Here is a 12,212-nt window from a genome sequence, read left to right on the forward strand (position 1 = left end):
CACTAGTAAAATTATCAAGAAACTAAAAATATCAAAATTTTCATTTCTGAGAATTTTGATATTTTTTTGTTGATTTTGTATAAATTTTACAGATATTTATTTATGTAAAGTGATATTTCGTCCTGATTATTTTCCAAAACTCCATCTACCACTTTTTCTTTTATTTCTTCCAAAATCACGCCTAGCTGTGGACCCGGTTTAAATCCGGCTTGAATTAAGAAACGTCCATCAATAACTAGTTCATCAGTTGACTTGATTGGTAAAGCCAAGTATCGATCAACTAAAACCTTAGAATCAATCGGCTGACCTAAAATATGGGCGACATCAATTGTGTTTAACAAAGTGGTCTTGCCAACTTTAAATAAGTCATAGTCGCTAGGAGTTTTTTCAGAAAGAATGTCAAAGAAGCTAACAACTCTTTCAACCTCGTCAGTCATTGCATTAGAATTCTTCCAGGCCCTCATGAATTCATGTATCTTATCATTAGGCAACTTTAACAGAATAATAATAATTGACCACAAACTAGTCTCTTCGGTTGGGCTGAATTGCAATTTTGGAAAAACTTCTAGCAATTTGCTTTTTCCGGCAAAATGTGGCACTTCTTCGCTCAGTTTGGTTGTCAAGAATACTTCAAAAGCTGTTCTGGCATTTGAACCGATGCCCATTTTAACAAATTCATCTCTAATTCTTTCAATCGAGATATTTTTTAGCAACAAATGATTGTCTAAAATTGCTTGTTCTGTCTTATCCTCTAGCTTGAATTTCAGCTGACTCATGAATCTAACTGCCCTCATCATTCTTAAGGCATCTTCATGGAATCTTTGGACAGGATCGCCAACAGCTCTAATCAATTGCTTGTCGATATCTCCTAGACCATCATAAAAGTCGATGATTTCACCTCTAGTATTCATAGCTAGAGCATTAATCGTAAAATCTCTTCGCTTAATATCCTCTGACAGATTTTGAACAAAGGTCACATGATCTGGCCGTCTAAAGTCTTGATAGCCAGATTCTGTTCTAAAAGTCGTAATTTCATAGCTATTGCCATTGTACAAAACAGTTACTGTACCATGCTTTATGCCTGTATCTATCGTTTTGACAAATAAATTTTTGACTTCTTCAGGGTAAGCACTAGTTGCAATATCAATGTCATGAATATGGTGACCTAAAATCAAGTCTCTGACTGAGCCACCTACAAAATATGCCTCAAAGCCTGCTTCTTCCAATTTATCTAAAACAGGTGCCGCATCTAAAAATATCTTTGGTAATTTGTCTATCTTCATGTAAATAAATCAACTCATCCTAGTGTAATAATATTAAACTTGTGATAGGTTAGAGATAGATCTTTTTATACGGAGGTTTTACATGAAAAATAATGATACTAAAAAAATTACCATTGATTTGATCATGATTGCCCTCGGCTGTGCTATCTATGCTCTAAGTCTAGATATGATTTCCGTACCTAACCGACTTGCAGATGGCGGTATAAGTGGTATCACTCTAATTCTTAATCACTTCTGGGGAATCAATATGGGGTTGTCCACACTGGTTCTCAATATTCCTTTGATTATACTGGGCTACCGCTATATGGGAAAGCTACTCCTTGCTTATACAATCTGGGGAACAGCATCCCTGTCATTTTTCTTATGGTTTTGGCGCCTGACTCCTATTATAACGCAACTAAACCTAGACAACGACCTATTCCTTTCAGCTATTTTAGCCGGAACTCTTTCAGGCTTGGGTTTAGGGCTAGTTTTCAGGTTTAATGGTACTTCAGGTGGTACAGATATTATCGCACGAATTTTTCAAATCAAGTTCGGCATATCTTCAGGGAAAGTGCTACTAGCGTGCGATGCCATCATCTTATTCATTTCCTTAAGTTATTTAGACATCAAGCATATGATGTACACGCTATTAGCTTCATTCTTGCTGACTAGAGTACTAGACAGCGTTCAACAAGGAGCATACAGCGCTAGAGGTATTTTGATCATCTCTGACAAATACGAAAATATTGCGAAAATGATCGACATAGAACTTGAGCGCGGATTTACTTATCTCAACGCTTTAGGTGGATACAAGCAAGATGACAAGAAAGTTATTTACCTTGTCGTTTCTCCTAGAGAAATTCCTCAAGTTAAGCATTTGATTCAAAATGAGGACCCTAATGCGTTTGTTTCAATCTTTGAGGTACATGAAGCATTAGGCGAAGGTTTTACTTATAAGCAGAAAAAGCCTCGTCTCTTCACTCGTAAATAACAAAAGATTATAGGTTAAATAGCGAATTGATTGTTTGATAAAACAGTTGATTCGCTATTTTGCTTAGCTGGCACGGGTTGCCAATTAAATGATATGAAAGATATATTTAGCACAAAGCCAAATAACCAGAATAGGCATCCCAAATTCTAAAACTAGCCATAAGATAATTAATGAAATTACCCCTAGCCAATCTTTGAACTTGAACCAAAAATAGAACTTGTCCCAATCATCCAATAATTTCACCAAACAAAAAACGATTAACTTTTGTTAATCGTTTAAATAAATTGTATAAATGTGCTGAAATCGGTAAAAAACTCACTGTAGTAGTCTTTAACCTCTTACGATTCATCGTTGTGTGTTCTTTTATACTCATCTAATTCTCTTCTATGCTTTTTTCGTAAACGTATTTCTTCTGTATAGTTTCTATTTTTATATGATTCAGAATCTATCCGTGCACGATAGAACTTTTCCCATTCTTCTTCAGTCATCATACGTCTCGCCTCTATTGACTTGCTTACCTACAAACGGACTCAATTTAACCATTGTCTACCTGATCTTGAACTCGATCGTATAAATTCATCAGCATAATCTTGCTTTCCATCTTGTGCTAATTCAACTTCTTTATCAAGAATTCTATCCAATAATTCGAAAGCTTCGTCTTCGGTATAAGTTCGGTTAATATCAAAATCAGACTCAATAATATTCAACAATTTGATATCAAGATTGGTTAATTTTAGCTTAATCATTAATACACTTCAATATCTATAAAAGGTAGTAGCTCAACTAGTGATTTTCCATCAAAAAGCGGATCATTTAACATATCATCCTTATTTGTGTATTCCCTGCTAGTTTTACCAAACCATAATAGGTAATTCACATGATTTTGATCAGCATCTAAAATCTCAAAGCCACACGCCTTATCTTTATATTCAAAACTATAATCCAAGCTCCAATCATTTAAAGAAGCCTTTAAATCCTTAATTGTCATGATCATAATATATCCCCGTTCTTTTATCAAATCTCAGCTGATCTTCTTTAAAAGTTTTGTTCCATCATCATTAAAAATAAATTCGTGAACATGCTCTATATTTTTACCAAAGGAATGATACTTATCATTATCACCGTGACATATCGTATGGATATCTAGTCTCATTATACCATTTTTATCATAGAATCTTCGCTTATCAACCTTGCCATTTTTATCAATGTGATCTAAAACTTCAAAAGACTTACCTATTTTAGAAATAGTATGATCTTTAGTCACTCTATGTTGTAATCAGCGCAAGCTGTTAATCTTTTCTTCTGGAGTATCGCCTTCGGCTGCTTCATACATCTTCAAAAGCTTATCTAGATCATATCCCTCAACATCATCTTTATTAACTAAATCTAACTAAAGTTAAACAAAAAGGGCAAGTCATTCCACACGGAATCCATGCCCATTCTGCTGGATATCTTATTCCATTTTTTAAAGTCGTATCTGCAGCTACCCTTATTGCCAATCTTTCCAATTGCATCTTGAATAGATTGAATAACTTTTCTTAATCCTGTACCAGCTTTATCAGCTTCTCAATTTGTTAACGTATGAGTTCTTTATCTCATGCTTCAATATGTTTCCATATTGTTCAGACTATCTTTTAATCCAGATAGGATTACTTGCCTTCGTGGAAATTTTTGTATGAAAAAAGACATGCTTACACATGTCTTCATTTTTAGCTTACTTTTTCTAGTCGTTACACCTTCTTAGCGTTTCCACTAAGCTTGGCGCGGGATTAGCATATTATAAAAAATTTATAATAACAATAAAAATATAAATAATTGCTAAAAACAAACTAGCAATTACGAGGGTCGACACAATTTGCACAAAAAAATGATCAAAAATATAAAATGCTATGGCATATAATACAATAAATCCTAGTATAACTAGCCAAAACTCTTTAACAAAATTAATGATCTTTTTCATGTATAACACCCCCCGATTCTTTGATTAAATTATATCATAACTTAGCCTTCCCCGAATTAACAAGTTTTATTACCTGAAAGTTACCAATCAGGAGGCCAGCAACTCTAGCCCGTTGTTACTAAGAATTCCCATTGCTGAAGAGGTTGATGCAAGTGAAATATTCGCTTGATGGGCTATGGAGGATACATAGCTCATCTCCACGACTAAATCTTGGAATCCAGTTGAAGTCATATCGGCTACATAAGCAAGCTGATTTTTGACCTGCATCAAACAAATAAGGATCACTTTTACGGATTGATTCAATTTGTGAATCCAATCCTGACAATTTACCAGATTCATCAAGCTTGATAGTGTCCATATCTAGTAAAGCCTTGAATGCCTTGGTATTTCTTACCCTTGAACTAGTCAAGGCACTATCAATGGCGCCGTTTAGCTTAACCTTGGCCAATTCTTGAGTAAGATTGTCGTGATCTTGCTTATACTTTCCTTGCAATTCTTGCAGCTGCTGAGTTAGTTCTTCATTATCCTTGACATTCTTCTTTAACTTGGCAAAATCCTTATCTCTTTCAGCCAATTGTGATTTCAAAGCTTCATTTTCTTTGATCATTTCATCATTGCTTGACTTAGCCTTATTAATATCTTCGCCGTTGATATCCATCACAGCTTCGATTTGGTCATCTGACAAGCCCAACTCTTTTAATTGATCTCTTTTCATAACAAATATTTCCTTTCCTCTAACATGTTTTTACGAGTTCACCTCTCATCAAGGCACACAAAAAGAGCAGTTTTACGACTTGCTCAGGTCAAACGGTTAAAACAGCTTGAATATGAAATGCAAGCATGCCCACACTGCCAATACAAATGCAGACAGCCAAGTTATTGTAACAATTGTTCCTACAACTACATAGAAAGCGTTGGAAAAGAGTAGCTTTCTTTCAAGGTTTTTAGTAAATTTTTCGACTTCATTTTTGTTCATGTTTTTCTCCAAATGCTTTGTAATTTAGATAATCTTGCGCTTTGTTCATTGCTTTATCAAAGAAAATATATTCAATACCCTTGGACGTAATCGAGTAATACCAAGTAAGCTTATTGTTTTCTTTTTCAATACCAAAATCTAGCAATTTATTTTCTATCAGTGAATCTACAATATATTTGTAATATGAATCGTTTAAGTTGTACTTATTTTTTAGATAACTATCTAAATCAGAGCACAAATTTTTTTGCCCTTTATCTCTTAAATGGCAATAGGTAGTGGATAAAATGTTATAAGCTACAACAAAATAATCTTTTTCGCAAAAATCAGCCATTGTTATCCTCCGAAACAAAAAAGCGATCAACTTTCGTTAATCGCTTAGATAACTCATACACGTCTTACTTATTTTTGGCTTTATCCCCAAACAAAAATCTATTAATAACCTCGCCTTTAGCATATGCTTCCTTAGCTTCTGCCAGAGTTAATTTATTTGGCCCACCATCATGATTTATTGGACCTGTGTTTTGCCAGCCACAGTTGAAACAAATATCATAGTATCTAACTTCTTTACCGCATACTGGACAATATAACCAAGTTTCACCGTCTTTTTTCCACGTCTTTTGCATATTCTCCATCATAATAATCTCTTCCTTCATCAGGCTTAAACATAGTAGTTATATTTTTGGCTTCTGAGTTTCCCAAAACAAATATATTATTTTTGATATCGTATCGAACTCTTCTTTCTCCAGTGTCATATCCTAATATATCATCTGAAACGGGTTCTGCTAACAACTCTGCAGCCATTTGTTGATATTCTTCTTTTGTTATATCTCCAAATTCTGATCTATGAGTTTCATAGTGCCCATCATATGATTTCTTGGTTGGAAATTCAGCACCAATCCACAGTTCGCGATCTTTTAACTCGCCATACTTCTTACTATCATTATACTTCAAATTCAAGAATTCAGCCAATGAAACAGGTGCTTTATCGCCTAATACGTCAACGATTTTATGATATTCTGTACTGTCAACTGTAAGTTTCTTCCATTCTCTAAAAGTAAGCCTCTTAGGTCCATTGTCGACTTTTACAAACTTACCTTTACCAGTTTCTGGATCTCTAGACCACCTTGTTTCAATATCTGGTAAATCCTTCATATATGGAACTGTAGTACAGCGACAATATGGATGAATCATTGGATAATTTAATCCCTCTCGCCGATCTTTGACATAAAAAATACGCTCATCCAAGTGAGCGCAAATTTCGCATGTGTGTATTTCAAGAGTAGCCAAATACTGATATTGTTCAATCTCTGAGTCTTCATAGAAGTCAGCTGTAGCTTGTTCTGCCAGTTGCTTAAATCGAAAATTAGTAAGATGTCATAAGTTACATACAACCAACAAAATAATCTTTTTTGCAAAAACTAGCCATTGTTTTTTCTTCAAACAAAAACTATCAACTTTCGTCAGTCGCTTGGTTAATAATTTCTATTGATTTTATCTCATTCTCTGGGAATACAAACTCCGTTGTACTATATCCCTCTGCTTTTAACCCTATTTCATCATATTCGTAATCATCGTGGTCAAATGCAAAATCAATATTTTTTACTCTTCCAATCCAAATCTTATTATCGCAATCAATAATCTTTACATCTCTTCCAACATATTTTTCCAACTCCATACTATTCCTCCCTCATCACTAATAAAAAACAGGAGCCCCATTATTCTGATAAAAACTTAAAGTTATTTATCTTTCCCGTTTCCTTGTACTGTCTCTGTGCTTCAGCAAGAGTTATGTTATTTGGCCCGCCATCATGGTTTATTGGACCTGTGTTTTGCCAACCACACTTGTCACAGATATTATCATAACCTCTAACTTCTTTACCGCACACTGGACAATATAACCAATTTTCACCGTCTATTTTCCATGTCTTTTGCATATCCTTCATCATATTAAGTGCTCCCATTTCAGCTAACTATATTCAATTAGCTCACGATACTTTTCATTATCAGCATACTCCAAATTCAAGAATTCAGCCAACAAAACAAGTACTTTACTCCCTAATGTATCAATAATTTTTCAACATTCTAAGTTCATCAAATGTAAGCTTTTTTATCAAAAATTTTCTCAAACGAAAAACGATCAACTTTCGTTAATCGCTTGGTTAATATTCAATCTCAGTTATAGGTATTCCAAACTCGCCATATCCTATCACTTTAACACTTTTTGGTTCGGGCCTAATTATTTTCCCAGTTTCTTTGTACTGCTTTTGTGCTTCTGCTAAAGTAATATGATTTGGCCCACCGTCAATATTAGTTTCTCCGGTATTTTGCCAATCATAGTTGAAACAGATATCGTAAGTTTTAACCAATTAGCCACACACAAGGCAATGTATATAATCTACGCCATCAATCCATATTACTTTCTCTTCCAAGTTTGCCATAGTAATACTTCCCCTTTCTTCAGATTTAAAGAATGTTGATGTTTGTTTACGATCTTTTTATAACAATAGCATGAATTTTAAATACTTATTACTCTCAACATTATCATACTTCAAATTCAAGAATTCAGCCAATGAAACAAATGCTTTGCCCTCGTTTACCTAAACAAAAAAAAGGACCAGCAACCAAAAAACAGCTGCTAGCCCTTTTATATAATACTCTATAGTATTTCTATAGATTCTCATCATACATATCTTGCATATCAAGATCATCGGGTTCTAACTTCAAGTACTTCTTAAGAAGGTCCATTACTACTTCCTTTGAATTTGGCAATGTGTTGAAGAACAACAACATTTGCTTCAAAAATTCTGGATTCTCTTGATAGTCTGGGTATGCTAAAAGATATTCACTCTTAGCTTGCTCATTATCTTCAAGTCCCTGATATGATCTTGCCAAATTCCAGTGAATCTGTGCTTCTTCATCGCTATCTTGAACATCCTTGAACAAATCTAGATTTTCTTGGTACTTATGTCTGCTCAACAACAAGTTAGATAGTTGCAAACGCAAATCGCTGTTGTCTGGTGCAATCTTAAGCCCCTTCTTCAATAAGTCCTCAGCTACGTCATCTTCATTCAAAACAACGGCTGCTTGAGCTCCCATTGAATATAAGGTTTCATCCAGCTCATTATAGGCCAAACCAGCTTGAGCTGATCTAAGAACTTGTTCATTATCATTCTTTTCTTGATATGCTTGAGCCAATATTGGATAAACGTTAACATAATCTGGACTTTGATCGATGACTTGGTCTAAAAACTTGATTGCTTCATCGACTTCTCCTGCTGATAATAAAATCAAGCCCGCTTGATACTTGCTATCGATATCAAGCAAATCGCTACTATGGTTGCGAATTACTTCAGCTGCTTCTTCGTACTTGCCTAATTTAGCCTTTGTTTGAATTAGGCGTTGTTGCAAGTTAACTTCGCTAATTCTTTTTTGACGTTTTAAAAGATCTTCATAGAGCTCTTCTGCCTCTTCATACTGGCCATCCATAAAGTCAAGCTCAGCAATACCAAACTTAATAGTATCTTCTTCAGGAGCCAATTTTGAAGCTTCTAAGAGCTTAGCTCTGGCTACTTCAATTAATCCATTAGTTTGGTAATAATCCGCTTGTACTAATAAACTATCTAAATATGCTGTAGAATTTTGATCAACATTATACAAAAGAGTTAATCCATCGTCATCTTGGCCATCGTTTAACAAGATTTCAGCCAAATAAACTTTAAATAAGTCTTCACCCGGAAACTGAGCGATTAATGCACGATATACTTCTTTAGCTAAATTCGTAAAACCATAGTCTGTTAAATTTTCGGCTAATGATGCTAGAACATCTGGATCATCATTATCTAAAGCTAGTTTCAATAATTTTTCGGCATTTGAAAACTCATGGTTTCCAATCGCATCTAATAATTGCTCAGAATATGTCATTTAATTATGTCCTTTACCTATTAAAATAAAAAAGCACTGGCGTAAACCAATGCTCTTGTTAGTCAAACCTATTTAATGGCATCCTTAAGTCCCTTACCAGGCTTAAATGCAGGAACCAAGCTTGCTGGAATTTCGATGTCTTCGCCAGTTTGTGGGTTGCGACCCTTGCGAGCTGCACGGCGACGAACTTCAAAAGTACCAAAGCCGATCAATTGTACCTTGTCACCCTTAGCAAGGTCTTCTTGAATTGCTTCGATCATTGCATCTACAGCAATTGCTGCTTCCTTCTTAGTAAGTTGAGTCTTTTCAGAAACTTTAGTAACTAATTCTGCCTTATTTGCCATAATAAACCTCCGAGCCTAAAAATTGGCTATAATCAAAACCTTATTCTTGTATACGAAACCCGACTACAAAATGATTGCGGTTTCTTTAAAACTAAAATATCACAAAAAGGCCTTGACCACAAGGATAATTTGGCTTTTTTATTTTCTTTTACGTGCAACTATCTTAATTGGTGTACCCATAAAATCAAAATTGTCTCTTAATTGGTTGATTAAGAATCTTTGATACGAGAAGTGCATTAATTCAGGTTCATTTACAAATACTACAAATGTAGGTGGATTAGATTTTACTTGTGTCATGTAGTAAACTCTCAATCTCTTACCCTTAATCATTGGAGTTGGCACTAATTTGCTTGCTTCAAGCAACATTTCGTTCAACACGCTGGATTGAATACGTTGATTTTGGTTTGCGTAAACCTTTTTTACCAATTCAGGAATTTGGTTCAATCTTTGACCGGTTTCAGCTGAAACAAAAATTATTGGTGCATAGTCAAGATATTGGAATTCAGAGCGAATAACTTTTTCAAAGTCTTTGGCACTGTTGCTATTTTTCTCTGGTAGATCCCATTTATTTACGACAATAATGATCCCTCTACCCGCATCATGTGCATATCCTGCTACGTGCTTATCTTGTTCACGAATACCGGTACTTGCATCAAGCACCAATAACACCACGTCTGAGCGTTCAATTGCGCTCAAAGCTCGCATTACAGAATACTTCTCGGTCTTTTCATAGACCTTGCCGCGGCGTCTAATACCAGCTGTATCAATTAAACGGTACTTGGTTCCATCTGCAGCAACAAATGGAGTATCGATTGCATCCCGAGTAGTACCTTCCATATTGGCAACAATTACTCGTTCTTCGCCTAGCAATTTGTTAACAATAGAAGACTTTCCTACATTTGGTCGGCCAATAACACTAAAGGAAATTGTGTCATCATCCTTAGTATCACTGTCTGCAGGGAAATTATCGACAATAGTGTCTAATAAGTCACCAATTCCAGTACCGTGACTTGAAGAAACAGGAATCGGCTCGCCCATTCCTAAACTATAGAAATCATAAATATTACTTCTTTGCTCTGGATTATCTGCTTTATTTACAGCAAGCAAAACAGGTTTATCCGCCTTGTAAAGAAGTTGGGCAATCTTCTCATCTAAATCTGTCACTCCAGTAACTACATTAGTTAAGAAAACAATTACATCAGCTTCTTCAATAGCGATTTCTGCTTGGGCACGAATTTCTTCTTCGATCTTACCATCTTCCCAAGTGATTCCACCCGTATCGATAATGTGGAACTTGTGACCCAACCATTCAGCTGGAGCATAATTTCTATCTCGAGTTACCCCTGGCCTATCTTCTACAATCGCCAAACGTTCTTTAATAATTCGGTTAAATAATGTTGACTTACCTACATTAGGACGTCCAACAATTGCAACTGTTGGCAATACCATATCCCAATCATCTCCTTCACTAATAAAAAAAACCGACCTACGTCGGCTTTTTAACTATTGCTTTACTTACGATCCTTTAATTGATCACCAATAAGGTCACCTAATGCAAAGCCATTGTCGTCATTGCTCATGTACTTCTTGTTTACTGCAGCATCGTTGTTACGTGGACGACGTGGACGAGCATCTTCATTTGATGAAGCATTTTCATCAGTAGCCTTAATTGATAAAGAAATACGCTTTTCGCTTGGGTCAATGCCTAAAACCTTAACCTTTACGCTTTGACCAACCTTCAAAACGTCACTTGGCTTATCAACATGCTTATTTGAAATTTCAGAAACATGTACTAAACCTTGAATACCATCAGTTACTTCAACAAAGGCACCAAAGTTAGTTAATGACTTAACTTCACCTTCGAAAATGTCACCTTCGTGCAAGCCTGAAGTTGCTTGTTCAAATGGTGATGGTTCAGTTTGCTTAATTGACAAGGAGATACGGTGTCTGTCATCGTCGATACCGATAACTTTAACCTTAACATCTTGACCAACCTTCAAAGCATCGCTTGGCTTGTCAACATGCTTGTAAGAAATTTCGGAAATGTGAACTAAACCGTCAACACCACCGACATCAATAAATGCACCAAAGTTAGTCAAACGAGAAACTTTTCCTTCAACAACATCACCTACAACTAATTGTGATGCAACTTTACCAAAAGCTTCTTCACGTTCTTCTTCAACTAAATCCTTGTGTGAAAGAATCAAACGGTTCTTGTTAGGATCAATTTCAGTGATCTTAAGCTTCATAGTCTTACCGATGTAAGGCTTAAGGTCTGAAACATAACGACTTGAAATCAATGAAGCAGGCAAGAAACCTCTAGTACCAACATCAACGAGCAAACCGCCACGTACTGATGAAGTAACAGTACCTTCAATAGGGTTACCTTCTTCAAAGTCCTTTTGTAACTTGTCGAAAGCTTCTCTTTCCTTCAAACGAGTTACTGAGAAGAAAAATTCACCATTTTCCTTGTCACCACCGGCTCTTCTTAATACTAAAGCCTTAAAAGTTTCACCTGGCTTAACAAGTTCAGTTAAGTCAGCGTTGCGGTCAGCAGTGAATTCACGGCGAGTAATAACACCTTCAACACCGGCGTTAACAACACCAACATCGATTTGGCCATCTTCAACGCCTAATACTTCGACATCGACAATATCTCCGACCTCAACTCCTTGCATTTGTTTTAATGCGTCTAAAAATTGATTACTGTTTTCTGACATAAGTACCTCCCAATATCAAGTTCCATTTTATAGGA

16 protein-coding genes and 3 pseudogenes are annotated in these 12,212 nt (G+C 35.6%); 1 reads left to right on the plus strand and 18 read right to left on the minus strand.

Going from position 1 to position 12,212, the window contains the following annotated elements; genetic code table 11:
• Positions 1–86: 86 nt before the first annotated feature.
• Positions 87–1,283, minus strand: coding sequence for a CCA tRNA nucleotidyltransferase (locus BN53_RS05225; protein ID WP_009559881.1), 1,197 nt, complete (start codon positions 1,281–1,283; stop codon positions 87–89).
• Positions 1,284–1,365: 82 nt separating this feature from the next.
• On the opposite strand from BN53_RS05225, the gene BN53_RS05230 reads away from it, so the two are divergent.
• Positions 1,366–2,256, plus strand: coding sequence for a YitT family protein (locus tag BN53_RS05230; protein ID WP_009559882.1), 891 nt, complete (start codon positions 1,366–1,368; stop codon positions 2,254–2,256).
• Between the two features lie 338 nt (positions 2,257–2,594).
• Here the strand turns inward: BN53_RS05230 and BN53_RS09620 are convergent, their stop codons facing one another.
• From BN53_RS09620 to rpsA, 17 genes and pseudogenes are all read right to left on the minus strand, one after another.
• A complete protein-coding gene (locus BN53_RS09620) occupies positions 2,595–2,747 on the minus strand; it encodes a hypothetical protein (RefSeq protein WP_009559884.1) in 153 nt (50 codons plus the stop codon).
• 39 nt (positions 2,748–2,786) lie between these two features.
• Positions 2,787–3,002, minus strand: a complete 216-nt coding sequence (locus BN53_RS05235) for a hypothetical protein (RefSeq protein ID WP_009559885.1) — start codon at positions 3,000–3,002, stop codon at positions 2,787–2,789.
• Positions 3,002–3,250 (minus strand): hypothetical protein, encoded by a 249-nt coding sequence (locus tag BN53_RS05240; RefSeq protein ID WP_009559886.1) that lies wholly within the window; start codon positions 3,248–3,250, stop codon positions 3,002–3,004. The genes BN53_RS05235 and BN53_RS05240 overlap by 1 nt, the downstream gene beginning before the upstream one ends.
• Before the next feature lie 27 nt (positions 3,251–3,277).
• On the minus strand, positions 3,278–3,520 hold the full coding sequence (locus BN53_RS05245; RefSeq protein ID WP_009559887.1) for a hypothetical protein: 243 nt from the start codon (positions 3,518–3,520) through the stop codon (positions 3,278–3,280).
• Positions 3,521–3,632: 112 nt separating this feature from the next.
• Positions 3,633–3,776 (minus strand): annotated as a pseudogene (locus tag BN53_RS10120) (VG15 protein); the annotation flags it as partial.
• A 542-nt stretch (positions 3,777–4,318) separates the two neighbouring features.
• Positions 4,319–4,471, minus strand: a pseudogene (locus tag BN53_RS10095) (phage tail tape measure protein); the annotation flags it as partial.
• 19 nt (positions 4,472–4,490) lie between these two features.
• Positions 4,491–4,931 (minus strand): annotated as a pseudogene (locus BN53_RS05255) (phage scaffolding protein); the annotation flags it as partial.
• A 247-nt stretch (positions 4,932–5,178) separates the two neighbouring features.
• Positions 5,179–5,523 carry a hypothetical protein gene (locus BN53_RS05260; RefSeq protein WP_009559890.1) on the minus strand — a complete coding sequence of 115 codons (345 nt, stop codon included), beginning with the start codon at positions 5,521–5,523 and terminating at the stop codon, positions 5,179–5,181.
• Positions 5,524–5,587: 64 nt separating this feature from the next.
• On the minus strand, positions 5,588–5,824 hold the full coding sequence (locus BN53_RS05265) for a CPCC family cysteine-rich protein (protein WP_133286427.1): 237 nt from the start codon (positions 5,822–5,824) through the stop codon (positions 5,588–5,590).
• Complete coding sequence (locus tag BN53_RS09925; RefSeq protein WP_269082220.1) at positions 5,787–6,539, minus strand: minor capsid protein; 753 nt, start codon at positions 6,537–6,539, stop codon at positions 5,787–5,789. Before BN53_RS09925 ends, BN53_RS05265 begins: the two co-directional genes overlap by 38 nt.
• Before the next feature lie 103 nt (positions 6,540–6,642).
• Positions 6,643–6,867, minus strand: coding sequence for a hypothetical protein (locus BN53_RS05275; protein WP_009559893.1), 225 nt, complete (start codon positions 6,865–6,867; stop codon positions 6,643–6,645).
• 40 nt (positions 6,868–6,907) lie between these two features.
• Positions 6,908–7,138 carry a CPCC family cysteine-rich protein gene (locus BN53_RS05280; RefSeq protein WP_040537337.1) on the minus strand — a complete coding sequence of 77 codons (231 nt, stop codon included), beginning with the start codon at positions 7,136–7,138 and terminating at the stop codon, positions 6,908–6,910.
• A gap of 213 nt (positions 7,139–7,351) precedes the next feature.
• Positions 7,352–7,558, minus strand: coding sequence for a CPCC family cysteine-rich protein (locus tag BN53_RS05285; protein WP_009559895.1), 207 nt, complete (start codon positions 7,556–7,558; stop codon positions 7,352–7,354).
• A gap of 301 nt (positions 7,559–7,859) precedes the next feature.
• A complete protein-coding gene (locus BN53_RS05290) occupies positions 7,860–9,113 on the minus strand; it encodes a tetratricopeptide repeat protein (protein ID WP_009559896.1) in 1,254 nt (417 codons plus the stop codon).
• Positions 9,114–9,181: 68 nt separating this feature from the next.
• Positions 9,182–9,457, minus strand: coding sequence for an HU family DNA-binding protein (locus tag BN53_RS05295; RefSeq protein ID WP_009559897.1), 276 nt, complete (start codon positions 9,455–9,457; stop codon positions 9,182–9,184).
• 138 nt (positions 9,458–9,595) lie between these two features.
• On the minus strand, positions 9,596–10,906 hold the full coding sequence (gene der / locus BN53_RS05300; protein ID WP_009559898.1) for a ribosome biogenesis GTPase Der: 1,311 nt from the start codon (positions 10,904–10,906) through the stop codon (positions 9,596–9,598).
• A 62-nt stretch (positions 10,907–10,968) separates the two neighbouring features.
• Positions 10,969–12,177, minus strand: a complete 1,209-nt coding sequence (rpsA, locus tag BN53_RS05305; RefSeq protein WP_009559899.1) for a 30S ribosomal protein S1 — start codon at positions 12,175–12,177, stop codon at positions 10,969–10,971.
• Positions 12,178–12,212 lie beyond the last annotated feature (35 nt).

This window comes from Lactobacillus pasteurii DSM 23907 = CRBIP 24.76 (assembly GCF_000297025.1).
Classification (GTDB): domain Bacteria; phylum Bacillota; class Bacilli; order Lactobacillales; family Lactobacillaceae; genus Lactobacillus; species Lactobacillus pasteurii.